The organism is Mycobacterium sp. (assembly GCF_050701515.1).
Classification (GTDB): Bacteria; Actinomycetota; Actinomycetes; order Mycobacteriales; family Mycobacteriaceae; genus Mycobacterium.
Map to the genome: position 1 here is coordinate 1 of NZ_JBOGDB010000135.1, position 23,083 is coordinate 23,083.

At 67.5% G+C, this 23,083-nt stretch carries 23 protein-coding genes and 3 pseudogenes; 10 read left to right on the forward strand and 16 right to left on the reverse strand.

Features of this window, described 5'->3' with window-relative positions:
- Positions 1-257: pseudogene (locus tag ACRDU5_RS11005) on the forward strand (HNH nuclease); the annotation flags it as partial.
- Here ACRDU5_RS11005 and ACRDU5_RS11010 read toward each other — a convergent pair.
- From ACRDU5_RS11010 to ACRDU5_RS11035, 6 genes are all read right to left on the reverse strand, one after another.
- Positions 254-685, reverse strand: coding sequence for a prepilin peptidase (locus tag ACRDU5_RS11010; protein ID WP_526614536.1), 432 nt, complete (start codon positions 683-685; stop codon positions 254-256). The pseudogene ACRDU5_RS11005 and the gene ACRDU5_RS11010 sit on opposite strands and share 4 nt — an antisense overlap.
- Before the next feature lie 9 nt (positions 686-694).
- Positions 695-1,513, reverse strand: coding sequence for a shikimate dehydrogenase (locus ACRDU5_RS11015; RefSeq protein WP_526614537.1), 819 nt, complete (start codon positions 1,511-1,513; stop codon positions 695-697).
- Positions 1,491-2,735: an endolytic transglycosylase MltG gene (gene mltG / locus ACRDU5_RS11020; protein WP_526614538.1), complete on the reverse strand. Its 1,245-nt coding sequence runs from the start codon at positions 2,733-2,735 to the stop codon at positions 1,491-1,493. Before mltG ends, ACRDU5_RS11015 begins: the two co-directional genes overlap by 23 nt.
- Positions 2,728-3,234 (reverse strand): Holliday junction resolvase RuvX, encoded by a 507-nt coding sequence (ruvX, locus tag ACRDU5_RS11025; protein WP_526614539.1) that lies wholly within the window; start codon positions 3,232-3,234, stop codon positions 2,728-2,730. The genes mltG and ruvX overlap by 8 nt, the downstream gene beginning before the upstream one ends.
- Positions 3,235-3,238: 4 nt before the next feature.
- Positions 3,239-5,929 carry an alanine--tRNA ligase gene (gene alaS / locus ACRDU5_RS11030; RefSeq protein WP_526614564.1) on the reverse strand — a complete coding sequence of 897 codons (2,691 nt, stop codon included), beginning with the start codon at positions 5,927-5,929 and terminating at the stop codon, positions 3,239-3,241.
- An 83-nt stretch (positions 5,930-6,012) separates the two neighbouring features.
- Positions 6,013-6,414 (reverse strand): secondary thiamine-phosphate synthase enzyme YjbQ, encoded by a 402-nt coding sequence (locus tag ACRDU5_RS11035; protein ID WP_526614540.1) that lies wholly within the window; start codon positions 6,412-6,414, stop codon positions 6,013-6,015.
- A gap of 102 nt (positions 6,415-6,516) precedes the next feature.
- On the opposite strand from ACRDU5_RS11035, the gene ACRDU5_RS11040 reads away from it, so the two are divergent.
- Together ACRDU5_RS11040 and ACRDU5_RS11045 are read left to right on the forward strand one after the other, a co-directional pair.
- Positions 6,517-7,140 (forward strand): antibiotic biosynthesis monooxygenase, encoded by a 624-nt coding sequence (locus tag ACRDU5_RS11040; protein WP_526614541.1) that lies wholly within the window; start codon positions 6,517-6,519, stop codon positions 7,138-7,140.
- Positions 7,141-7,200: 60 nt separating this feature from the next.
- Positions 7,201-7,350: pseudogene (locus ACRDU5_RS11045) on the forward strand (GlsB/YeaQ/YmgE family stress response membrane protein); the annotation flags it as partial.
- A gap of 3 nt (positions 7,351-7,353) precedes the next feature.
- On the opposite strand, the gene ACRDU5_RS11050 reads toward ACRDU5_RS11045, so the two are convergent.
- From ACRDU5_RS11050 to ACRDU5_RS11060, 3 genes are all read right to left on the reverse strand, one after another.
- On the reverse strand, positions 7,354-7,827 hold the full coding sequence (locus ACRDU5_RS11050) for an SRPBCC family protein (protein ID WP_526614542.1): 474 nt from the start codon (positions 7,825-7,827) through the stop codon (positions 7,354-7,356).
- A complete protein-coding gene (locus tag ACRDU5_RS11055; RefSeq protein ID WP_526614543.1) occupies positions 7,824-8,186 on the reverse strand; it encodes an ArsR/SmtB family transcription factor in 363 nt (120 codons plus the stop codon). The genes ACRDU5_RS11050 and ACRDU5_RS11055 overlap by 4 nt, the downstream gene beginning before the upstream one ends.
- A 77-nt stretch (positions 8,187-8,263) precedes the next feature.
- The gene (locus tag ACRDU5_RS11060; RefSeq protein ID WP_526614544.1) at positions 8,264-9,598 is read right to left on the reverse strand and encodes a replication-associated recombination protein A; all 1,335 of its coding nucleotides are present in this window, start codon (positions 9,596-9,598) and stop codon (positions 8,264-8,266) included.
- A gap of 40 nt (positions 9,599-9,638) precedes the next feature.
- On the opposite strand from ACRDU5_RS11060, the gene ACRDU5_RS11065 reads away from it, so the two are divergent.
- Entirely contained in the window at positions 9,639-9,932 is a 294-nt protein-coding gene (locus ACRDU5_RS11065; protein WP_526614545.1) for a hypothetical protein, read from the forward strand.
- Here the strand turns inward: ACRDU5_RS11065 and ACRDU5_RS11070 are convergent.
- The 4 genes and pseudogenes from ACRDU5_RS11070 to ACRDU5_RS11085 form a co-directional block, all read right to left on the reverse strand.
- Positions 9,919-10,935: a zinc-binding metallopeptidase family protein gene (locus ACRDU5_RS11070; RefSeq protein WP_526614546.1), complete on the reverse strand. Its 1,017-nt coding sequence runs from the start codon at positions 10,933-10,935 to the stop codon at positions 9,919-9,921. The two genes, ACRDU5_RS11065 and ACRDU5_RS11070, sit on opposite strands and share 14 nt — an antisense overlap.
- Positions 10,928-11,857, reverse strand: a complete 930-nt coding sequence (locus ACRDU5_RS11075) for a transglutaminase-like domain-containing protein (RefSeq protein ID WP_526614547.1) — start codon at positions 11,855-11,857, stop codon at positions 10,928-10,930. The genes ACRDU5_RS11070 and ACRDU5_RS11075 overlap by 8 nt, the downstream gene beginning before the upstream one ends.
- Positions 11,824-14,463: a circularly permuted type 2 ATP-grasp protein gene (locus ACRDU5_RS11080; protein WP_526614548.1), complete on the reverse strand. Its 2,640-nt coding sequence runs from the start codon at positions 14,461-14,463 to the stop codon at positions 11,824-11,826. The genes ACRDU5_RS11075 and ACRDU5_RS11080 overlap by 34 nt, the downstream gene beginning before the upstream one ends.
- 66 nt (positions 14,464-14,529) lie before the next feature.
- Positions 14,530-14,790 (reverse strand): annotated as a pseudogene (locus ACRDU5_RS11085) (TIGR00271 membrane domain-containing protein); the annotation flags it as partial.
- A 142-nt stretch (positions 14,791-14,932) separates the two neighbouring features.
- Here ACRDU5_RS11085 and ACRDU5_RS11090 point away from each other — a divergent pair.
- The 4 genes from ACRDU5_RS11090 to ACRDU5_RS11105 all read left to right on the forward strand — a co-directional run bounded on the left by ACRDU5_RS11090 (position 14,933) and on the right by ACRDU5_RS11105 (position 17,856).
- Positions 14,933-15,478, forward strand: a complete 546-nt coding sequence (locus tag ACRDU5_RS11090) for a hypothetical protein (protein ID WP_526614549.1) — start codon at positions 14,933-14,935, stop codon at positions 15,476-15,478.
- A gap of 127 nt (positions 15,479-15,605) precedes the next feature.
- A complete protein-coding gene (locus tag ACRDU5_RS11095) occupies positions 15,606-16,019 on the forward strand; it encodes a lipoprotein LpqH (protein WP_526614550.1) in 414 nt (137 codons plus the stop codon).
- Between the two features lie 16 nt (positions 16,020-16,035).
- A complete protein-coding gene (locus tag ACRDU5_RS11100) occupies positions 16,036-16,416 on the forward strand; it encodes an MmcQ/YjbR family DNA-binding protein (protein WP_526614551.1) in 381 nt (126 codons plus the stop codon).
- A 30-nt stretch (positions 16,417-16,446) separates the two neighbouring features.
- Positions 16,447-17,856 carry a selenium-binding protein SBP56-related protein gene (locus tag ACRDU5_RS11105; protein WP_526614552.1) on the forward strand — a complete coding sequence of 470 codons (1,410 nt, stop codon included), beginning with the start codon at positions 16,447-16,449 and terminating at the stop codon, positions 17,854-17,856.
- 26 nt (positions 17,857-17,882) lie between these two features.
- On the opposite strand, the gene ACRDU5_RS11110 is transcribed toward ACRDU5_RS11105, so the two are convergent.
- Positions 17,883-18,314: a nitroreductase family deazaflavin-dependent oxidoreductase gene (locus tag ACRDU5_RS11110; RefSeq protein WP_526614553.1), complete on the reverse strand. Its 432-nt coding sequence runs from the start codon at positions 18,312-18,314 to the stop codon at positions 17,883-17,885.
- Positions 18,311-20,086 (reverse strand): aspartate--tRNA ligase, encoded by a 1,776-nt coding sequence (gene aspS, locus ACRDU5_RS11115; RefSeq protein ID WP_526614554.1) that lies wholly within the window; start codon positions 20,084-20,086, stop codon positions 18,311-18,313. The genes ACRDU5_RS11110 and aspS overlap by 4 nt, the downstream gene beginning before the upstream one ends.
- 76 nt (positions 20,087-20,162) lie before the next feature.
- Here aspS and ACRDU5_RS11120 point away from each other — a divergent pair, with 76 nt between their 5' ends.
- Positions 20,163-21,050 (forward strand): oxidoreductase, encoded by an 888-nt coding sequence (locus tag ACRDU5_RS11120; RefSeq protein WP_526614555.1) that lies wholly within the window; start codon positions 20,163-20,165, stop codon positions 21,048-21,050.
- Between the two features lie 18 nt (positions 21,051-21,068).
- Positions 21,069-21,569, forward strand: coding sequence for an SRPBCC family protein (locus tag ACRDU5_RS11125; protein WP_526614565.1), 501 nt, complete (start codon positions 21,069-21,071; stop codon positions 21,567-21,569).
- On the opposite strand, the gene ACRDU5_RS11130 is transcribed toward ACRDU5_RS11125, so the two are convergent.
- Positions 21,566-23,071: a carboxylesterase/lipase family protein gene (locus ACRDU5_RS11130; protein ID WP_526614556.1), complete on the reverse strand. Its 1,506-nt coding sequence runs from the start codon at positions 23,069-23,071 to the stop codon at positions 21,566-21,568. The two genes, ACRDU5_RS11125 and ACRDU5_RS11130, sit on opposite strands and share 4 nt — an antisense overlap.
- Between the last annotated feature and the right edge of the window lie 12 nt (positions 23,072-23,083).

Genomic DNA, 23,083 nt, shown 5'->3' on the forward strand with positions numbered 1-23,083 from the left:
GCCCGAACTGCCTGGAACCCGGCTATCACTGCGAAGCCCACCACGACCCCGACTGGGCCAGCGGCGGGCGCACCGATGCCGATTGCCTGTTCTTCGGCTGCGGACCCGACCACACACTGGTCAGCAACGGCGTCCTACAGACCACCGTCACCGACACCGGCCGACTCGCCTGGTCCGACAGCACCGGCCCACCCGAGATCAACCTCGCCCACCACCCCGATGAACTCCTCAACGAACTCGACGAAGACGACGACTAAAGGATGACGAGCGCGACCGCGGCCAGCGCCGCAACACACATCGACGGGCCATGCGGCACGGTCGATCCCGAACGACCAATCACCGTCACGAGTGCCCATACCCCGGTCAGCAGCGGCGCGCCGACTGCGGCCAGCGCCCACACCTCGAAGCCGAAAGCGCCCGTCAGCGAGCCGACACCGATCGCAAGCTTGACGTCACCGGCGCCCATTGCCGCCGGGGCGAGCAAGTGGATCACGAGATACAGGCCGGCCAGCACCACGGCGCCGGACAGGGCGGGAACCCAGCATCCGGCGATAACCGCGCCGCCGAGAATCACGACGGCGCCCGGCAGCGTTAGGAAATTCGGCAGCCGCCGCTGCCGGATGTCGTACACGATCAGCACCGCCAGCCACGCCAGCACGCATGCGCCGGCGACCCCCGCCCCCATGGACCGAGGCTAATCGCCGAGTAGCGCCGCCCTCATCGCTTCTTTGGGCGCGGGCAACCCGGTGAACTGCTCGACCTGTGCGAACGCCTGGTGCAACAGCATCTGCAGGCCGCTGATCACCCGGCCGCCCGCGGCCTCGACCGCTGATGCCAGCGGCGTTGGCCAGGGCTCATAGACGGCGTCGAGCAGCACCGGTGTGGACGCCAATGTGGGGGCGTACCGGGCCGCCGCGTCGGCCGGGATCGTGTTGACGACGGTGTTCACATCGGCGACGGCGGCTACCATCCCCTCGCCGTCGATGTCGCACCAGTCCGCCTCGGCGCCCAGCCTGGTCGCGAGATCCACCAGCGGAGCGGCCTTTTCCCGGTTGCGGGCCACCGCCGTGATCCGCTGCACACCGAGCTCGACCAGCCCTACCACCACCGCAGGCGCGGTGCCGCCCGAGCCCACCACCATCGCGTGCCCGGATGCCGACTCGAGCGCCCCAACCACCCCGTCGACATCCGTGTTGTCGGCACGCCATCCCCGCGGCGTCTGCACCAGGGTGTTGGCCGAACCCACCAGCTCGGCGCGCGCTGTGCGCTCATCGGCGAACCGCAACGCTGCGAACTTGCCCGGCATCGTCACCGAAACGCCCACCCATTCCGGACCGAAACCGCCCACCAGGGTTGCTAATTGGTCCGCCGTGCACTCGATGCGGTCGTACGTCCAACCGTCCAGGCTGAGTGCCCGGTAGGCGGCCAGGTGCAGCAGGGGTGATCGGGAATGTGCGATCGGCGAGCCCAGTACCGCCGCCTTGCGCGCGCTAGCGGGCGCTGTCGAGGACACCGTTGCGCTTCGCCAGCTCGATGTTCGCGAGGTGCTGCGGGTAGTCGCGGGTGAACAGCGTCGTGCCCTGCATGTCGATGGTGACGAAGTACAGCCAGTCGCCCGCTGCCGGGTGTTCAGCGGCCATCAGCGCGGGCTGACCCGGTGAGCAGATCGGAGTGGCCGGAAGTCCTTGGCGCACATAAGTGTTCCACGGTGTCTGCTGTCCCCGGTCGGCGTCGGTGGTGGCCACCTCTATGCGGTCCAGCGGGTAGTTCACCGTGGAGTCGAATTCCAGCGTGCGGCGTTCGTACGACCGGTTGTAGATGACCCTGGCGACCTTGTCGAAGTCCTGCGGCTTGGCTTCCCGCTGGACCAGCGATGCGACCGTGAGGATCTGATACGGCGTCATGCCCAGCGACTGCGCGGTGTCGAGCAGTCCACTTTGCGCGTACTGGTAAGCGCTGGCGCCGATGAGTTGCGACAGGATGTCCTGCGGTGACGCCGACGGGTCGATGTCCCACGTCCCGGGTGCGATCAGGCCCTCCAGCCGGCGATGGTCGTCGCCGAGCGCCTTGACCGGATTGGTGGCCCAGTCCGGCACCGAGAGCGCCGACGGTGACGCGCTGCCCGCCGTCTGCTGCAGATCGTCCACCGAAACGCAGCGCCGGTCGCCGTCGAGGTTCACACAGGTGGCCTTGGAGATCAGGGTGAAGATGCCATCTGTGACGGCGTTGGTCTTGACGTCCTGAATGTCGTCGAGCTGGCGACCTTCGGGAATGACCAGCTTGCCCACCCGGCTCTGCGGCTCCGCCAGCCGCGCAACGGCGTTCGACGCCGGTATTTCGGTGCGCAGCTTGTAGAAGCCGGGCTGGATCGACGAGATCGCGGCATTGCCGTCGGCGGCGACGACGAAGGCCCTCGCCGTCGCGACGACATTGTGGTCCTCCAGTGTTTTACCGATCGCCCTCGTCGAGTCGCCGTCGTGAATCTGAATGACCACGTCGGACACCCCGTCGCCGCTGTAGTCGTTGCCCGGGCCGAATACGGTGTGCCACACCCGCGAGCCGAGGAAGACGGTCCCGACGAGGATCACGATGAGCAGGGTGAGAAACAACCCGCGCACGAAGCGCCGCCTGCGGTTGCTGCGGGCTTCGCGAACCCGGTCGGCACGGCTCATTCGACGCCGTGGCGGCCCCACCGCCAACGGCTGCATGCGTTGCCTCCCCCAGTCGTCAGTCATCGCCGGCCTCTCTATCTGCGCCCAGCGCGACGCGTCGCTGATCTAGCCAGCTCTGCAGGATGCCGACCGCGGCCGCCTGGTCGATCATCGCCTTTTGGCCCTTGGCCGGAACGCCGGCCTCCCGCAGCGAGCGCTGCGCCGTCACTGTGGTCAGCCTTTCGTCGGCCAACCGTACCGGTATGGGGGCGATGCGCCCAGCCAGCCCCTCGGCGAGCTCGATGGCGTCCTGCGCGGACGGCCCGGTCCGGTCGGCGAGCGTGCGCGGGAGGCCCACCACGACCTCGACGGCCTCCCATTCGGTGACCAGCCGCGCCAGCCTGCGCAGATGGTTATTGGAACGATCGCGGCGCACGGTCTCCACCGGCGTGGCAAGGATTCCGTCGGGGTCGCTCACCGCGACGCCGATCCGGACGCTGCCCGCGTCCACACCCAACCGGCGGCCGCGTCCGGGGTCGTCGCCCCCGGGCCGGTCCGGCAGACGGTGTTTTGGATGGGCCACCTAGTTAGCTCCGGCCTATGTCCGCGCGTACCGCGGCCAGCGCTGCGTCGATGCCCGCCGCAGCCTTACCGGAACCCTGTGCCAGATCGGCCTTGCCGCCGCCACGGCCGTTCACCGCCGCAGCCAGTTGCTTGACGAGGTCGTTGGCGCGCAGCCCGAGATCCTGGGCGGCAGGGTTCACGGCGACCACGAATGGCACGGTGTCGTCTTCGCCCTCGGCGATCAGCGCGACCACCGCGGGATCGGAGCCCAACTTGCCGCGGATGTCGCCAACCAGGCTGCGCAGATCCGCCGCCGACATCCCGCCGGCCATCCGCTGCGCCACCACTCGGACATTACCGATTTGTTCGGCGCCGGCGACAGCATTGACCCCCGCGGCGCGCGCGTTTGCCAGCCGCATCCTGTCGAGTTCTTTCTCGGCGGCCCGCAGGCGCTCCACGAGGGTGGCCACCCGAGCCGGCACTTCTTCGGAGGGAACCTTCAACGACGAGGCCAGGCCCGCCATCAGCGCGCGTTCCCTGGCCAGGTGGCGGAATGAGTCCAGGCCGACGTAGGCCTCGACTCGGCGCACCCCCGAACCGATCGACGATTCACCGAGGATGGTGACCGGGCCGATCTGGGCGGAATTGTGCACGTGCGTGCCGCCACACAGCTCCAGTGAGAACGGCCCGCCGATCTCAATCACGCGGACTTGCTCGGGATAGCTCTCGCCGAACAGGGCCATGGCGCCCATCGCCTTGGCCTTGTCGAGTTCGGTGGTGAAGCTGTGCACCTGATAGTCGGCCTCGACGGCCTCGTTGGTGACCTCTTCGATCTGCGTCCGCTGCTCCTCACTCAATGGCCCCTGCCAGTTGAAGTCGAACCGCAGATAGCCCGGCCGGTTGAGCGATCCGGCCTGAACAGCGTTGGGGCCCAGCACTTGTCGCAGCGCGGCATGCACCATGTGGGTACCGGAGTGACCCTGCGTCGCGCCGTGTCGCCACCGCGGATCAACCGCGGCGATCACGGTGTCGCCCTCGACGAACTCGCCGGATTCCAGGTTTACCCGGTGCGCCCACACCGTCTTCGCGATCTTCTGCACGTCGGTGACGGCCGCCTTGGCCGACCCGCTGGTGCCGGTTCCGGTGATCGACCCCTCGTCGGCGATCTGGCCGCCGGCCTCGGCATAGAGCGGTGTGCGGTCCAGGATCAGCTCTACGCGTTGGGCCTGCTCGCTACTGTGCGCTACCACCGGAACCCGCTTGCCGTCCACCATGATGCCGAGAATCGTTGCCTCGGAGACCAATTCGTCAAAGCCGGTGAACTCCGTCGGGCCCGCGTCGACCAGTTCCCGATAGGCGGACAGGTCGGCGTGCGCCTGCTTGCGGGCGGCGGCGTCGTCCTTGGCGCGTTGACGCTGCTCGGCCATCAGGCCGCGGAAGCCGTCCTCGTCGACGGACAGGCCGGCCTCGGCAGCCATCTCGAGGGTGAGCTCGAGCGGGAAGCCGTAGGTGTCGTGCAGGGTGAAGGCATCGGACCCGGACAGCACGCTCGCGCCGGACGCCTTGGTCGCCTGGGCCGCCTCCTCGAACAGCCGCGAACCCGACGCCAGGGTGCGGTTGAACGCGGTCTCCTCGGCGACGGCGATGCGGACGATGCGGTCGAAATCGTTGACCAGTTCCGGATACGACGGGCCCATCGCATCGCGCACCGTGGCCACCAGGTCTCCCACGATGGGGTCGTCGATGCCGAGCAACTTGGCCGACCTGATCACCCGGCGCAGCAGACGGCGCAGCACGTACCCACGGCCGTCGTTGCCGGGGCTGACGCCGTCGCCGATCAGAATCGCCGCGGTGCGGCTATGGTCGGCGATGATCCGGTACCGGACGTCGTCCTCGTGATTGCCGATGCCATACCCACGTGGAGCGCGCGCGGCGACGGTGTCGATGACCGGGCGCAGCAGGTCGGTCTCGTAGACGTTGTCCACACCCTGCAGCAGCAAGGCCACCCGCTCGACACCCATGCCGGTGTCGATGTTCTTGCGCGGCAGCGGGCCGAGGATCTCGAAATCCTCCTTGCCGGCGCCCTCCCCGCGCTCGTTCTGCATGAAGACGAGGTTCCAGATCTCCATGTAGCGGTCCTCGTTGGCCACCGGGCCGCCGCCGACACCGAATTCCGGGCCGCGGTCGTAGTAGATCTCCGACGACGGCCCGCACGGGCCGGGAATTCCCATCGACCAGTAGTTGTCGGCCATGCCGCGGCGCTGGATCCGCTCCGGCGGCAAACCCGCTACCTGCCGCCACAACGCCACCGCTTCGTCGTCATCCAGATAGACGGTGGCCCAGAGTCTTTCGGGTTCGAACCCGTAGCCGCTCTGCTCGACCGGCTTGGTCAGCAGGGTCCAGGCCAACTCGATCGCGCGGCGCTTGAAATAGTCGCCGAACGAGAAGTTGCCGGCCATCTGGAAGAAGGTGTTGTGCCGCGTGGTGATGCCCACTTCGTCGATATCGGGCGTGCGGATGCATTTCTGGATGCTGGTGGCCGTGGAGTACGGCGGGGTGCGCTGACCGAGGAAGTACGGCACGAACTGCACCATGCCCGCGTTGACGAACAGCAGGTTGGGGTCGTCGAGAATCACCGAGGCGCTGGGCACCTCGGTGTGGCCCGCCGTCACGAAGTGATCGAGGAATCGCTTCCTGATCTCGTGTGTCTGCACTTCCCTGCTGTCCTGTTGGTTCTCGGTGTGTTTGCGCATCAATCGACCGCACTACATTACCGGTCTGGTTTGTAGCGTCGGACTCAGCCGTTTATGAAGCTCAGGCGCACCGATCGGTGCGGGTTATCCCGGTTGAGGTCGACCAGCACGACGCTCTGCCAGGTCCCCAGCAACGGTTCGCCGGCCTGCACCGGCACCGTCACCGACGGCACGATCAGGGCGGGCAGGACATGGTCTGCACCATGACCCGGCGAACCGTGGGCGTGGCGGTAGCGGTCGTCGCGGGGCAGCAGCCGCTCGAGCGTCTCGACGAGGTCGTCGTCGGATCCCGCGCCGGTCTCGATGATCGCGACACCCGCGGTGGCATGCGGCACGAAGATGTTGCACAACCCGTCGGTGTATGCGGCGCAGAATTTGCGCACCTTCTCGGTCAGGTCGACGATCCGCCGCCGCGAAGAGTCGATTTCGAGCACGTCGGAGTCCATATCTCCAGGGTACGGACTGTTGAAATGATTCCGGCCCGGGAGGAGGCTATTTGACAGTGGGTAGCGCCACCGGGGTGCCACCCCAGAGAAGGGGGGTGGACCGTGTACGCACGCTCTACCACTATCCAGGCGCAACCGTCGTCCATCGATGAAGGCATCGCCTACGTTCGCGACGAGGTCATGCCGGCGCTGCAGGCTATGGACGGCTATGTCGGCCTGTCGCTGTTGGTCGACCGGGAGTCCGGTCAATGCATTGCCACCAGCGCCTGGGAAACCGAGGACGCGATGCGCGCCAGCACCGACCAGGCGGCGCCGCTTCGCGATCGGGCCCGGGACATCTTCGGCGGCGGCGATATCACGGTCGATCAGTGGGAAATCGGGGCCATGCATCGTGACCACCGCTCCGGTGACGGCGCCTGCGTGCGGGCGACGTGGCTAAAGATGCCGCCGGATCAGGCCGCCCGATCCATCGAGTTCTACCGAACCGCCGTGCTGCCCTCGCTGGAGGATCTCGAGGGATTCTGCAGCGCCAGTTTCTTGATCAGCCGCTCGACGGGGCGGGGCGTCTCGTCGACGACGTTCGACAGCCGCGAAGCCATGGAGCGCAATCGAGAACAAGCCAGGGAACTCAGGAACGCGCGAACCCGGGAATTGGGCGCAGACATCTTCGACGTTGCGGAGTTCGATCTGGCGCTGGCCCATCTGCGCCTGCCCGAGATGGTTTGACGCCAGCGTTTATTACACGGGTGCCCAGGGTATGGCTCCTCCAGCCCTAAAGACATTGGAGGAGCCATGACCATCACCAGCGGCGTCGACTGGCTGGAACTGCTGGTTCAGGTGATCGTCGCCGCACTCGGCGTTGCCTTGGTGTCAGCACTGATGGGCGGACGCAGGCGCACGGGGGTGATGGGCACCCGCCGGCGCCTGTTCCGGTAGCCGTCAGAGGCTCTTCAGCAACACGTCGAGCCGCTCGTAGCCCTCGGTCATGCCGCCCTCCATGCCGGACGACAGCAGAGCGTCACGGGCCTCGGTGCTCGGGCAGATGGACCGGCCGCGCAGCCGGGTGCGACCGTCGCCTAGGTCCTCGAACCACATGTACTCGATGTTGACCATGTCCGGCGCGCCTTCGAATTCGAAGGTCTGAATGATGAATTCGTTCTGCCGCACTTTGTGGAACACGCCGTTGAAGCGGTATTGGCCGCCCTCATCCTGGTGCTGGTACCGGTAGCCGCCACCGGTCTTGAAGTCCCAGTGCTCGATGTCCATCTCGATGCCGTGCGGGCCGAGCCACTGCTTGACCAGTTCCGGCTCGGCGTGCGCGCGGAACACCGCTGCCACCGGCGCGTCGAACTCGCGGGTGAAATCCATGGCCAGGGTGTCGACCGGGGCCTGCAGGTTGAGTGGGTTCGTCATTGTTTGGTTCCCTTCTTGGTTTTCTCGGTCATCGCCGCCAGCAGGGCGTCCAGCCGGCGGTAACTGCGTTCGGCGTCAAGCCGATATCGGTCGATCCATGACGTCAGCCGCTCCAGTGCGGCCGCGTCGAGATGGACCGGCCGTCGCTGTGCGTCGCGGGTCCGGGTGACCAGCCCCGCCTGCTCGAGCACCTGAATGTGCTTGGACACCGCCTGTTTGGTGATGTCGAACGGCGCGGCCAGCTCGTTGACGGTGGCCGGCCCGCGGGACAGCCGCGCCACGATGGCGCGCCGAACCGGGTCGGCGAGCGCCATGAAGGCGCGATCAAGCACCGCATCCGCATCTCCATCACTCCTCATTATCAACCTTGCGTTTGATCAATTAGTTGATTGACTACAAAGCTAGGGGACCACGCCGCGGGTGTCAAGGGGCTATTTCAGGGCTTTTTGGCGACCTTGCGGATGATGGCGCGCAGCCGGTCCAACCGGCCCGCGATCTCCCGTTCCGCGCCGTGACTGGTGGGTTGGTAGTAGTCGACACCGACTAGCTCGTCGGGCGAATATTGTTGCGGCACAACGCCATCCGGGTCGTCATGGGAGTACTGGTAGCCGATGGCGTTGCCGAGTGCGTTGGCCCCGGAGTAATGGCCGTCGCGCAGATGGGCGGGCACCAGACCCGCCTTGCCCGCCTTGATGTCGTCCATCGCCGCGCCCAACGCCGCGATGACCGCATTGGACTTGGGTGCGGTGGCGAGATGGATGGTGGCATGCGCCAGCGTGAGCTGCGCTTCCGGCATGCCGATCAGCTGAACCGTCTGCGCGGCGGCCACGGCGGTCTGCAGGGCGGTCGGGTCTGCCATGCCGATGTCCTCGCTGGCCAGAATCATCAACCGGCGAGCCACGAAGCGCGGGTCCTCCCCCGCCACCAGCATCCGGGCCAAATAGTGCAGGGCGGCGTCGACGTCGGAGCCGCGGATTGACTTGATGAACGCGCTGATCACGTCGTAGTGCTGGTCGCCGTCGCGGTCGTAGCGGACGGCGGCCTGGTCCAGTGACTGCTCGATGGTCTCGACGGTGACCTGCCCACCCGCTTCGGCCGCCACCTCCAGCGCCGTCAGCGCCCGGCGCGCATCCCCGGCCGACAGCTGCACCAGCAATTCGACGGCGTCGTCGGTGACCTCGATCTGTCCGCCCAGGCCGCGCGGGTCCTCGGTGGCCCGGTTGACCACGGCGCGGACGTCCTCGGCGGTCAGCGGGAGCAGCTGCAGGATCAGCGACCGGGACAGCAGCGGCGCGACCACCGAGAACGACGGGTTCTCGGTGGTGGCCGCGACCAGCAGCACCACCCGGTTCTCGACGGCCGAGAGCAGTGCGTCCTGCTGTGTCTTGGAGAACCGGTGCACCTCGTCGATGAACAGCACGGTCTGCTCGCCGTGCGCGGCGGCACGTCGCGCCGTGTCGATCACGGCGCGCACCTCCTTGACGCCCGCGGAAACCGCGGACAGCGCCTCGAATCGGCGGCCGGTGGCCTGCGAGATCAGCGACGCCAGCGTCGTCTTGCCGGTGCCCGGCGGGCCGTACAGGATCACCGACGCCGCGCCGGAACCCTCGACCAGCCGGCGCAGCGGCGAACCGGGCTGCAGCAGGTGGTCCTGGCCGACGACTTCGTCGAGGGTCGCCGGGCGCATGCGCACAGCCAGCGGCGCGGCCCCCGAGGAGGCGCCGTCGGTCAGCCTCGAATCGCCGGGCAGGTCGAAAAGACCCTCGGACACGGTTTCTGCTTACCACGTCGGCACGACATACGATCGCCGTGTGCTGCTGAACCGGGCCACCGCCGAAGGCATCGCGGACCGCAGCATCACCCTGGTGTTGCGGCGATGGGACGCTGGATCACCGTGGACCTGCCGGTACCTGGAGATGATCGCCGCCAACGAGGCGGTCCGCGCACCCGACCTGGCCGCGCGCGTCGGGCTGGACACGCTCCGGTTCAAGCGCCGGGTGCGCCAGCTCAAGGGCCTCGGCCTGACCATCAGCCTGGACGTCGGCTACCGCATTTCCCCGCGCGGCCGCGCATATCTGCGCGCGGTGGGATCTAGCTGTCGATGATGGTGTGGATGAACCGCATCTTCTCCAGCACGGCGGGCGGCAGCACGAACGGGTAGAGGTCCCGCTTACCCATCGACCGGTTGATCATGTTCAGTGCCCACGACAGCGGCAGCCACATTTCGATAATCTGGTCGAATCCGCTGGGGCCCAGCACTCTTCGCTCGAATGTCGCGGCCGCCGGGGCAAAGCCGTATGCCGCAGCGGTGTCCAGACTGCCACGGATGTGCAGGTAGTGCGCAAAGGTTTCGGCCCAGTCCTCGGCCGGGTCCATGGTGGCGTAGGACGAGACGTAGATCTCTTGCCAGCCGTCCGGCGGGCCGTCCTGGTAGTGGCGGTCCAGCGCGCCCTGGTAGTCGGCGGCGGGATCGCCGAACAGCTCCCGGAACCGGCGCGTGTAATCCTGCGAGGCGCTGACCAGTCGGTAGTAGTAATAGTGGCCGATTTCGTGGCGGAAGTGCCCCAATAGCGTGCGGTACGGCTCGTCCATCTCGATGCGCAGCTGCTCGCGGTGGACGTCGTCGCCCTCGGCGAGATCCAGTGTGATCACGCCGTTTTGGTGGCCGGTGAACACCGTTTCCTGCAGGCTGGAGAGCAAGTCGAACGCCAAGCCGTACTCCGGGTCCTCGTCGCGACCGACGATGGGCAGCTTCAGCTCGGACAACTCGGCGATCAACCGCCGTTTGGCCCTCTCCGCGTTGGCAAACGCCGGCAGCGCCTTGGTATCGGAGTCATTGGGCCGGGTGCGGGTAAGGGCGCACGAGGTGCACAACTTCTCGATATGCCCCTTCTCGACGAGCCAATTACATTCGGCCAGATGCATATTGGCGCACAGTTGGTACTTGTCGGCGTCGACGAAGCCCGTCTGCCCGCTGTCCTCGCCCGATGCGATCACCAGCAGCGCCATGTCGTCGAGCGAGAAGCCCAGCGGGCGGCGGCAGGACAGGCACAACGAGTTTTCGAAGGCCAGGTGCTGACCACAGTTGGGACAGATGAAGTCACGCATGCAGCACTCCCTCATCGAACGGCGCCACATCCACGGCGACGTCGATGACGCTGCTCTCGGAGTGGGTGTAGATGATGCCGCGCAGCGGCGGGACATCGGCGTAGTCGCGACCCCAACCCACGATGATGTAGCGCTCATCCACCATCTGGTCGTTCGTCGGATCCAGCCCCAGCCACTGGTTCTGCGGTGTCCACACCGATGCCCAGGCATGCGTGGCGTCGATGCCGATCATCCGTTCCTTACCCGGTGGCGGATCGGTGGCCAGATAACCCGAAACGTAGCTGGCGGCAAGGCCGTTGGCACGCAGGCAGGCGATCGCCAGACGGGCGAAATCCTGACAGACCCCTTCCTGGGCCGTGAGCATGTCGCTGACCTGGGTGGAGACGGTCGTCGAACCCGACCGGTAGGTGAAGTCGTTGAAGATCCGCGATGTGAGGTCGCGCAGCGCTTCGATCAACGGGCGGCCCGGCGCGAAGCTCGGCGCGGCGTAGGCGCGCACCTCATCGGTGATCTCTGGTGGCTGCAGGTCGAGGGTGAACTCCGTCGCCAGTGCAGCGTCCAGGCCGACCGGGCGCGCGATTTCCCAAGGGGCCAGCGCCGATCCGGCGTCATAGAGTTCCGGTGGCGGTGGGTCCACCTCGACGATCGACTCGCTGGTGACCGAGAGCTTGCGATGGGGCTCGGCGACATGGAAGTAGGAGCTGACGTTCCCGTACGCGTCCCGGCTGGTGGAGCTGTCGGCCGGCTCGGGGTCGATCCGCAACGTGTGCGAGAAGCATCGCTGCAGGGCGGAGTCGCGTGGCGTGAGAAAGCCGCGTCCATAGGAACTGGTCACGACGTCGGAGTACCCGTAAACCGTGCTGTGAGTGACTTGATAGCGACGGGCCGTCACGGCATCATCCGTCGTACATCGGGTCCCCACAGCGGCTGCATGCCGCCGGGTAGCGAGAGATGCGTCGCGGTGATGACACCGGACAGGTCGCGCAGAGCGCTGTGCATCCCGTCGAGGAGATCGGCCAACTCCGACCGCCGGCCGTCCGGGGTGACGATTTCCAGGCCGGCCGGATCGAGGCGACGTAACCGGGTGCCGATCTCGTCGACCAGCCGCTCGGGTCGCGACGAGCCCGACGAGCCGGGCAGCGTCTTGAGGTTGGCCCGCAGCCGCTCGAATTGGTACACCAGCGACCGCGGGTTCTCCGCATCGAGCAGGACCAGATCGGCCACGGCAGCAACACTAACCACTCCCAGGTTGCGCCGCCGGTAGCTGACCGCCGACTCGCAGGTCACCAGGGCGGACTCGGTGATGGTTTCCTCGGCACCGGGGCTGCGGACCGTCGTCAACGTTGCACGCAGCAACGCGGTCAGCATGAGGCCGCGCTCGATCCGCTTGCCGATGTCCATCATCGTCCAGCCGACGTCCCGCACCATCGATTCGGCGGCCACCCCGGAGAGCGCGAGCATTCCGGCCAGCGTCTCGCTGTGCGCCGACGCCAGCGGGGTGTCGTCGCCATCGCGGCCCACCGCGGGCGGGGCAGCCGACTGCTGCGCCAGCGCACGGTCCACCGCGCCGAGCACCATCCACGTGTCGTTGGACATCTGGTCGCGCACCGACCGGGCCGCCAGGCCGAGTCGCTCGACGGATTGCGCCAGCGACCCGGATCGGTGCCGGTCCGCGGTCACCAACCACAGCGTGCGTGGCGCCTGCGCCACGATGTCCGCGGACGACCCGCCCGCGCCGGTGTCGGTTCCGCTGACCTCGCCGATCGCCGCCAGCAGCACCGGCACACATTCGCTGCCCTCCATGTCCGGGCGGTAGCGGTACTCGTGATAGCGCTCGCGGGTGACGATGAGCAGCCTGGCCATGTTCTCGGCACGTTCGGCGTAACGCCCCATCCAGAACAGATCCGACAGCACCCGCGGCGAGCTGACCGCGCGGGTGGGGCTGGGAGTTATCGTCGGTAGCTCCACCGGGGGTGCAATCCGCTCGGCCTTCGCACGGGTAGGCATGCGTACCCAAATATCCTTTGCCGCAACGGTGTTGATTTTGAGTGCGGCATTTCCAGGAGCCAACAGATAGCCAAGGCCGCCGACCATGGGTGCGTAGCCGCTGCGCTGGGACACCGTGAACAGCCGCATACCGACGCTGGCCGATGACAGCGCGCCCGGGTGGTAGTCGGTGGGGGCCGACGAGAACAGCGGCAGCTCCTGGCCGACCCACTGCCACGGTGTGGCCTCGATACGCGCGGCCAGCGACTCGCGTTGCTTGGACGTCAGCGCCGGTCCGACGATCGTGTCGCCGCCCACCACGGGCTTGATCAACAAGGACGACAGCTTGGTGAGTAGATGCGAACGCTCCACATCGATGCCGCCCCAATACACCGGTGCCGTCTCGAGCAGCGCCGTCTCGCCCACCAGGGACTCGGCCAGCTCGGGCAGAAAGCGAAGCAGCCCAGGGCTTTCCAGGATGCCGCTGCCGAGCGTGTTGACCACGGTCACCGCCCCGCGACGCAGCACCTCAACCAGCCCCACCACGCCCAGCCGGGAGTCGGCGCGTAGGTCCAGTGGGTCGGCGAAATCGGCGTCCACCCGGCGCAACACCACGTCGACCCGCTTGAGTGTGCCCAGCGACCGCATCCACAACTTGCCGTCGCGCACCACCAGGTCGGCGCTCTCCACCAGCGGGAAGCCCAGCACACTGGCCAGATACGCCTGGTCGAACGCCGTCTCGGAGTGAATACCGGGGCTGAGCACCACCACCACCGGTTCCTCCGCGGATTCGGGTGCCGCGTCGATCAGCGCCAGCCGGAGCGCCTGCGCCCATGGCGAGGCCGGCCGGGGCCCGATCCGCTCGTAGAGATCCGGGATGGCGTGCGCGACGACGCGCCGATCGGCCAGGGCGTAGCCGGCGCCCGACGGCGCCTGTGTCCAGTCGGCGTTCACCCGGAAGGAGCCGTCGGCCGCGCGGCTGATGTCACAGCCATGCATGAACAGCTGGTGCCGGCCGGGCACTTCGATCCCCTTGGCGGCCCGGACATACCCCGGATGGGCGAACAGCAGCTGCGCGGGCAGCACCCCGCTGGTCACCGAGCGCCGAGGGCCGTACAGGTCGGCGAGCACCGCGTCGAGTAGCCGCGAGCGTTGCACCAGACCGGATTCCAGCGTGTCCCAGTCGGTCGCCGAGATCAGCAGGGGCAGCGCATCGAGGTGCCACGTCCCGGGTGCGGCGGTGCCGTCGCCGTTGGTGACGATCTCGGCGTTCGGGTCTATCTGGATGTAGCTGATGCCGTCGTTGTCGACCAGGCTGCGCACCACCGCGCGCAGTCGCTCGAGGCCACCCCGGCCCCGGTCGCCGACGCATTCGGCGAACTCAACCCAGGACGGCCGGATACTGCCTGTGGCGTCGACGAATTCGTCGTACCCGGTGACCGCGCCGCCACGCAGGTCGAACAGCGCCTGCTGGGCCCGCGCGGCGCGGTAGCCCGCCAGCAAGCGGTCGACGTCATGGGTGTTCGCAGTGGGAAATGACATCAGTGCAGAACGGTACGCACCCGGCACAGATCAAGCATGCCCAGCCACGCCGAATCCGGGCGCCATTCAGTCGCCGACGCGGCGCACCCACAACACCAGCACACCGGCCGGCACGATCCCGACCAAGTTCACCGCGAGCTGGGTGGCCGACTTGGCCGCCACGTCCCAGTCCCCCAGCGTGGCCGCCACCACGGCGAAGCCGGCGGCAGGCACCGTCGTCACCGAGATGAAAACCCCAACCAGCGCTGACGATTTCGCCGACACCAGCGACAGCATCCCCGCCGCACCCGCCAACAACGCGACCACGAACGACAGCGGCCCGAATTCGGGCCCGACCACCATCGCGCCGACCACGGTGCACCACCAGGTGGGTGACGCCCGGATTGTTGGTCAGGAGGTCGAGCAGCCGGTCACCCAACTCGACCGGAGCGATCAACCGTAAGTGCAGCACGACGGGCACAGTGGTGGCATGAGAGAAATGTTGTGGCGGCTGCGAACGGAATGGGATGAATTCGTCGGACCAGAGGCGACGGCAACCGACAACACGATCACATTGGCGCTGGGGATTCTGGGCGCCATCACTGCGCCGAACCTGATGCTGCGGGTGATGGCCGCCGACCTGTGGGGCGGAGCGTGGGCGAACAACACCAAGGCGTGTGCGCGCTGGTATGAGCGGCCGGCTCAAACCGACGGCGACCACCTGCGGTTTGCGGCCTTGCATGCGCATCCGGCGCTGCTGGCGTGGATGGATCGTGCCGAACCTCGACGGGTCAGGGCGTGGGCTTGGGCATCGGCCCACTACGGGTACCTGATGGCGTCGACACTCGCCATCCGCAGGTCGCCGCGGCGACGCCGGGTTCTGGGCGCCACGTTGACAGCCGGCGGGGTCTTACTCGACGCGGCGATGGGTCCATCGCGCGCGGCGCCGTGGTTCGCGCCGGTGTACTACACGAAGCTGTTGCTCGGACACGCCTCGGCGGCGCTCTGGCCGGATTCCGCGCTGACGGAATCGTGAACCAGTTGGAAGGGGGTAACCAAGCATTTTTGCGCGACTCTCCATTGCCGCCTCCCTTTGCACTACTGTCACTCTCGTGTTGACGAAATACCCGCGGTGTGCTGGTCGAAACCGAAATCCCCCACCCATGACGCGGCGGTTGGGGGCCCTTGCCGGAGCCGTGTCGCTCGGAGTCGCGATTGTGGGTTGTTCCTCCTCGCAACAGCTGTCCACCCCGGAGGCCCGAGTCGTCATCAACGGGCAGGGCGACAACTATCAGGTGACCTGCCTCCAGTCGGGGCGGGCATGGACGATCGAGACGCTCGACGAGGAACCCGGGTTCACCGCAACGGTGGACACCGGCGACGCCGTCACTGCCGAAGCGGTGGACATTCGCAATATCGGCGGCTTCACCGGCACTTTCTGGAAAGACAACATCGGTGAGGCGGACGCCGAACTGGGCCAGGGTACCTTCAGCATCAGCGGCGAAGGCGAGGGGTCCTTCGCCGACAAACCCAACCACCGGGTGAGCGCGACGTTCGACATCACCGCCAACTGCTGACCGAGGGCCTCCCGTCGTGGCTTCCTGGGCGGACGTGGCTCGTATCGTCGCCGCACTGCCGGAGACAACCGAGGCGACGCCGCGCAACTGGCGGGTCCGCAAGAAGCTGATCGCCTGGGAGCGTCCACTGCGCAAGGCCGACTATCAGGCGCTCGGCGCGGCGGCTCCCGACGACGACATCCTCGGCGCCCGCGTCGCCGACGAGGGCGTCAAGTTCGCGCTGATCGCCGACGATCCCGGCGTGTACTTCACCACCCCGCACTTTGACGGCTACCCGATGGTGCTGGTGCGACTCGCCGAGATCAGCGTGCCCGAGCTTACCGAACTCATCACCGAGGCCTGGCTGGCGCAGGCGCCGAAGACAGTGGTCAAAGCATTCCTGGCGAACTCCGATTAATTGCGCCCGCGTCAGAGGATCATCGGACGCATGTCCGCAACAGATCCCACTTTTTACCGCAGCCCGGGCGCCGCCGTCGCCGCCGCGCCCGAGGAGCTCGCCTACGTTGTCGCGTTCGATCCCGCGGGCCGGGCCAAGGATGCGCTCGCCGTGCTGGACTGCAACCCCGACTCCTCCAGCTACGGCGGCGTGGTGGGCTGGACCGAGCTGCCGACGGCCGGCAACGAACTCCACCACTTCGGCTGGAACGCGTGCTCGAGTGCGCTGTGTCACGAAGGCCACGACCACCACAACGGCCTCGAACGTCGCTACCTACTGGTGCCCGGCCTGCGTTCGTCGAACACATATGTTCTGGATACCAAGCCAGAACCGCGAAACCCGGTGCTGAAGCACACCATCGAGGCCAGTGAGCTGGCCGCCAAGGCCGGATACTCGCGGCCGCACACCGTGCACTGCGGGCCGGGTGGCATCTTCATGTCGGCGTTGGGCGGCGCAAACGGCGACGACGGACCGGGCGGTGTCGCCCTGATCGACCACGACACCTTCGAAGTGCTCGGATCGTGGGAGCGGGACCGGGGACCGCAGTTCTTCGCCTACGACGTGTGGTGGCACCTGCGGCAGGACACGGTCGTGACGTCGGAGTGGGCGACGCCGTCGATGATCGAGAATGGGCTCAATCCCGAGGACCTGCTCGGCCGCAAATTCGGTCATCATCTGAATTTCTGGAGCATGTCGGAGCGCACACTCACCCAGCGCATCGACCTCGGGGACGAGCATCAGATGGTGTTGGAGTTGCGCCCCGCCCATGACCCGTCCAAGTCGTACGGGTTCGCCGGAGTGGTAATCAGTGTCGAGGATCTGTCCGGTTCGATCTGGTTGTGGCACCGCGAAGGTGATCAGTGGGTGGTCGAGAAGGTGATCACCATCCCCGCCGAGCCGGCCGACACCGACGACCTGCCGCCCGCGCTGCAACCGTTCGGTGCCGTGCCACCGCTGATCTCCGACATCGACCTGTCGGTCGACGACCACTGGCTGTACGTGTCATGTTGGGGCACAGGAGAACTCAAGCAGTATGACGTTAGCGATCCGTTCCACCCGCGGGAGACGTCGTCGGTCCGCCTGGGCGGAATAGTGCGGCGCGAGCCGCACCCGGCGGTCCCAGACCTGCGGCTCCGCGGCGGGCCGCAGATGGTGGAGATCAGCCGCGATGGTCGCCGGGTCTATGTCACCAACTCGCTGTACGCGGCATGGGACGAGGTCTTCTACCCCGACGGTGTCGGGGCGTGGATGGCCAAGCTCGATGCCGACGTGTCGGCCGGCGGTCTGGTCGCCGACCCCGGGTTCTTCCCGCACGGCGACGACTTCCGCGGGCTGCGGGTCCATCAGGTCCGGCTGCAGGGCGGTGACGCGTCGAGCGACTCCTACTGCTTCACCAACTGAACCGCGAGCTCATCGAGCGGCTGTGATCAGGCCCGCTGCAATTCGAACAGCGGGATGACCCGGCTCGTGTTGGCCTGGTACTCCCCGAAGCCCGGTGCCGCGGCGACGATCTCGTCGAAGATCTCGTCGCGCTCGGCGCGCGGCAACTCACGAGCGTTCACGTCGTAGTCCGTCGTGCCGACCTCGATGTGCGCCCGTGGGTTGGCCCGCAGGTTGTGCACCCAGTCGGGGTTCGTGTCGGCACCGGCCTTCGAGCCGACGATGATCGTCTTGCCGTCGATGTCCAGATACGCCAGCGGCGCCAGCCGCGGCTGACCCGACTTGGCGCCGGTCGTGGTCAGTAGCAGCAGGGTGGCGCCCTCGAACGGGCCGCCGACCTTGCCGCCGTTGGCATGGAACTCGTCGACGATGCTCTGGTTGAACGCCTTCATCGTCTCGGCGTCGGGTATTTGACTCATGCCCCCTCAACCTTCTTCGGCTTGGCGTCTATTCCGGATTCCTTGCGCTGCTGCGGCGTGATCGGTGCCGGTGCGCCGGTCAGCGGGTCGACGCCGCCACCGGACTTCGGGAACGCGATGACTTCCCGAATCGAGTCCATCCCCGCCAGTAGCGCGGTGATCCGGTCCCAGCCGAACGCGATGCCGCCGTGCGGTGGCGCACCGAACATGAACGCCTCCAACAGGAATCCGAACTTCTCCTCCGCCTCGGCCTTGTCCAAGCCCATCACCGAGAACACCCGCTCCTGAACGTCGCGGCGGTGGATACGGATCGAGCCGCCGCCGATCTCGTGGCCGTTGCAGACGATGTCGTAGGCATCGGCCAGCACGGTCCCCGGATCGGATTCGAGGCTGTCCTCCCATTCCGGCTTGGGTGCGGTGAAGGCGTGGTGCACCGCGGTCCAGGCGCCCGAGCCGACGGCGACGTCACCGGCGGCGGTCGCCTCGTCGGCCGTCTCGAACAGCGGCGGGTCGATCACCCAGACGAAGGCCCACGCGTCGGGGTCGATCATGTCCAGCCGCCGCGCGATCTCGATGCGGGCGGCGCCGAGCAGTGCACGTGACGACTTGGCCTGGCCCGCCGAGAAGAACACGCAGTCCCCCGGTTTGGCGCCGACGTGGGCGGCCAGGCCGTCGCGCTCGGCGTCGGACAGGTTCTTCGCCACCGGTCCCCCGAGCGTGCCGTCGTCGTCGACCAGGACATACGCCAGCCCGCGATGACCGCGCTGCTTGGCCCAGTCCTGCCAGCCGTCCAGCGTTCGCCGTGGCTGCGAGGCCCCGCCCGGCATCACCACGGCACCGACATAGGGCGCCTGGAACACCCGGAACGGGGTGTCTTTGAAGAAGTCCGTGCACTCGACCAGCTCGAGCCCGAACCGCATGTCGGGTTTGTCGGAGCCGAAGCGGCGCATCGCCTCCGCGTAGCTGATGCGCGGAATCGGGGTGGGCAGCTGATATCCGATCAGCGCCCACAACGCGGTGAGGATCTGCTCCGAGATCGCGATGACGTCTTCGGCGTCGACGAAGCTCATCTCCAGGTCGAGCTGGGTGAACTCCGGCTGCCGGTCGGCACGGAAGTCCTCGTCGCGGTAACACCGCGCGATCTGGTAGTAGCGCTCCATGCCGGCCACCATCAGCATCTGCTTGAACAGCTGCGGGCTCTGCGGCAACGCGTAGAACGAGCCGGGCTGCAACCGCGCCGGCACCAGGAAGTCGCGGGCGCCCTCCGGGGTGGACCGGGTCATCGTCGGTGTCTCGATCTCGACGAAATCTTGCTGGGCCAACACCTCGCGGGCGGCGGCGTTCACCTTGGAGCGCAACCGAATTGCCGCGCCCGGCCCATCGCGGCGCAGATCCAGATAGCGATATTTCAGCCGGGCTTCCTCGCCGGCGGGCTCATCGAGTTGGAACGGCAGCGGCGCACTCTCACCCAGCACGGTCAGCGATGTCGCGTTGATCTCGATGTCACCGGAGGGGATCTCCGGGTTGGCGTTGCCCTCCGGCCGGATCTCGACCACGCCGTCGACGGCGATGCAGAACTCGGCGCGCAGCCGGTGCGCCGCCTCCAGCACGTCGGCCTCGCGGAACACCACCTGCGACACCCCGGTGGCGTCGCGGAGGTCGATGAAGATCACGCCGCCGTGGTCGCGACGGCGCGCCACCCAGCCGGCCAACGTCACCTTCTGGCCGGCATCGGTGGCCCGCAACGAACCGGCGGCATTACTGCGCAGCACTAAAACTCCTGTGTGAAAGGCCTGAAGAGGACTGCCACAGTCTAAAGGGGGCGTGCCCGGCGGTAGCTTGTCATTCGTGGGCCGCAGCATCGCCGTCGTCGGACCCGGGGCCATCGGTGCGACCGCCGCGGCGCTGCTGCACGCCGCCGGGCATCCGGTCCTGCTGTGCGGGCATACGCCGCGCGAGTCCGTCGAAGTCCGGCCGGATGACCGGGAACCGATCGTGGTGCCGGGCCCGGTGCACATCGATCCAGCACAGGTCGAGGGTCCCGTCGACGTGGTGCTGCTGGCGGTCAAGGACACTCAGAACGAGGCGGCCGCCGGTTGGCTGGCGCGGCTGTGTGACGAGAACGCGGTGGTGTGCGCGCTGCAGAACGGTGTCGAGCAGGTCGAACGCGTGGGGCGGTTTTGTCCCGCTTCGACGGTGGTCCCCGCGGCCGTGTGGGTCTCGTCCGAGACGCAACCGGAGGGCTGGGTGCGCCTGCGCACCGGGGTGCGGCTGGTGCTGCCGGTGAGCGAGGCGGCCGAGAGCCTCGCCGAGCTGCTGCGCGGCGCCGGGGTGAGGGTCGATCTGGACCCGGACTTCATCACCGCCGCGTGGCACAAGCTCCTGGTCAACGCCGTGGTGGGGCTGATGGTGCTGACCGGGCGGCGCACCGGGATGTTCCACCGCGACGACGTGACCGTCCTGGCTCGCCGATATCTCGCCGAATGCCTCGCGGTGGCGCGGGCCGAGGGCGCCCACTTGGGTGACGACGTGATCGACGAAATCCTCGACATGCTCGGCCGGGCGCCGGCGGACATGACCACGTCGATCCTGACCGACCGCGAGAACAACGGCCCGCTGGAGTGGGACATCCGCAACGGCGTCATCGCGCGCAAGGCGGCCCGGCACGGCCTTGCCACGCCCATCAGCGATGTCGTGGTGCCGCTGCTGGCCGCGGCCAGCGACGGCCCCGGCTAGGGTCATTCCGTGTCAAAGATGTTCCCGTGCGAGCGGGTGGAAATGGACTTCATCGACGCCGCACCGTTTCGCTTCGTCAGCACGGTCGACCTCGCCATCACCCCGGAGCAGGTCTTCGAGGTGCTTTCCGATGCCGAGTCCTGGCCGCACTGGGCGACGGTGATCACCAAGGTGACCTGGACCAGCCCCGAACCGTTCGGTGTCGGCACCACGCGAACCGTCAACATGCGCGGCGGCATCGTCGGCGACGAAGAGTTCCTGGCATGGGAGCCCTACTCGCACATGGGCTTTCGCTTCAACGAGGCCTCCACGAACAGCATCGCGGCGTTTGCGGAGGACTATCGCGTTGTGCCCACCGCTAGCGGCTGCCATCTGACCTGGGTGATGGCCATGAAGCCGAACGGGACAGCGGCGCGGCTCGGAATGTCGATCGGCCGGCCGGTGATGGCCAGGATGTTCCAGAAGTTCCTGTACAACCTGCGTGACTACACCGACGAGCGCTTCGCCACCGCGGCTTAGTACAGGTCGCCCCAGGCCTTGCGGCGCTCGGCGTCGGGATCGGACACCACCATGTCGCGGGCGGACAGGATGATGCGGGTGAAGCGTCGGTCGGTGTCGTAGATCGGCCAGTCGTGCCCGCTTGACCAATGGATCTCGCCCGTCTCCCAACCCTTTCCGGCGAAGTCGAGCCACGCCCGCTGCATGCGCCGGCCGACCGATGGCTGCAGTCGCCGGCCGAGCGGATGCATCTTGCGGCCCAGATACGAGCCGTAGCTGTGCTGAATGTGCACGATCTCGCTGCCGTGCGTGGCGCCCAGGCCGAGCACTCGCAGGCTCCAGCCGAAATGGTCGAACCGGTACATGTGGGTCGGCGCGTGCGCACTGTAGGCGTCGGCGAAGGCCCAGGCGGGCCCGCCGAACATGACGTCGGAGCCGAACGCGACCAGCGCCCGTCGCCGCGGGTAGTCGGGGTAGGCCGCCAGCACCCTGTCTCTGGCGTCGGGTGCCACCCGGTTCAGGTAGGCGTCGATGGAGGCCGTCGTGGTCGGCAGCATCGGCGGTTTGGTCCAGGCGAACATCGACGCTTCGTGGCTATTGGTGCCGATGATCAGCGGAATCCGGGCCAGCTCCCCCGCGCGGGCGGCGTCCACCGGATGCCGCGGCAGCAGGTCGACACCGTAGGTCAGCCCATAGGCCAGCGTGGGTGTGGCCGCGGCGCTCTTCAGCTGCAACCGGCCTGCGGCGCGGCGCAGTTGCCGTTGCGGCAGGGCCTTGACCTCGGCGGCGCTCACGCCGAGCCGGTGCAGGAACTCATGCGCCCGTTTCGCCCGGAGCTCCCGGTCGGCGATCAGCGGCAGCGCGGGACTCTGTGCGATCGCCCGGCTGAAGAGTCCGTCGGCGGCCGGGCTGGCCAGCAGGGCGAGCACCGAGGTGGCCCCGGCCGATTCGCCGTAAACGGTCACCCGGTCCGGGTCACCGCCGAACGCGGCGATGTTGTCGCGGATCCAGCGCAGCGCCGCCAGCTGGTCGCGCAGCGCGAGGTTGTCGTCGAAGCCGTCGCCGAGATCGCCGAGCTCGAAGCCGCCGAATACCCCGATCCGGTAGGTGATGTTGACCACCACCACGTTTCCGTTGGCGGCCAGCCGAGAACCGTTGTAGAGCTGAAATTGGCCCGCACCGAATACGAATGCCCCACCTGGAATCCACACCATCACCGGTAGCGAGCCGCTGGTGTCCGGCGACCACACCGTCAGCGTCAGGCACGCCTCGTCGCGAACCTTCGGATCGTCGCGGCCGCCGCCGACGAACGACTTGCTCTGCGGCGGCAGCGGTCCGTGCTCAACGGCATCGCGCACGCCCGGCCACGGCCGCAACGGGCCGGGCGCCAGAAACCTGCGTTTACCAACCGGTTGCTCGCCGTACGGCACGCCGCGCCAGACCCCGACGCCGCGCTCGGTCGTGCCGCGCAAATCCCCAGAAACCGTGTGCACGACGGTGGATTGTCCGGCAACGACTGCCACACCCGAATCGTA

Coding starts and splice junctions, on each gene's coding strand:
- ACRDU5_RS11110 (WP_526614553.1), bottom strand. CDS start 18,314: ATGAGTCAAATACCCGACGCCGAGACGATGAAGGCGTTCAACCAGAGC.
- ACRDU5_RS11090 (WP_526614549.1), top strand. CDS start 14,933: ATGAGAGAAATGTTGTGGCGGCTGCGAACGGAATGGGATGAATTCGTC.
- ACRDU5_RS11070 (WP_526614546.1), bottom strand. CDS start 10,935: ATGCGTGACTTCATCTGTCCCAACTGTGGTCAGCACCTGGCCTTCGAA.
- mltG (WP_526614538.1), bottom strand. CDS start 2,735: ATGACTGACGACTGGGGGAGGCAACGCATGCAGCCGTTGGCGGTGGGG.
- ACRDU5_RS11055 (WP_526614543.1), bottom strand. CDS start 8,186: ATGAGGAGTGATGGAGATGCGGATGCGGTGCTTGATCGCGCCTTCATG.
- ACRDU5_RS11125 (WP_526614565.1), top strand. CDS start 21,069: ATGTTCCCGTGCGAGCGGGTGGAAATGGACTTCATCGACGCCGCACCG.
- ACRDU5_RS11105 (WP_526614552.1), top strand. CDS start 16,447: ATGTCCGCAACAGATCCCACTTTTTACCGCAGCCCGGGCGCCGCCGTC.
- ACRDU5_RS11010 (WP_526614536.1), bottom strand. CDS start 685: ATGGGGGCGGGGGTCGCCGGCGCATGCGTGCTGGCGTGGCTGGCGGTG.
- ACRDU5_RS11080 (WP_526614548.1), bottom strand. CDS start 14,463: ATGTCATTTCCCACTGCGAACACCCATGACGTCGACCGCTTGCTGGCG.
- ACRDU5_RS11035 (WP_526614540.1), bottom strand. CDS start 6,414: ATGGACTCCGACGTGCTCGAAATCGACTCTTCGCGGCGGCGGATCGTC.
- ACRDU5_RS11095 (WP_526614550.1), top strand. CDS start 15,606: ATGACGCGGCGGTTGGGGGCCCTTGCCGGAGCCGTGTCGCTCGGAGTC.
- ACRDU5_RS11050 (WP_526614542.1), bottom strand. CDS start 7,827: ATGACGAACCCACTCAACCTGCAGGCCCCGGTCGACACCCTGGCCATG.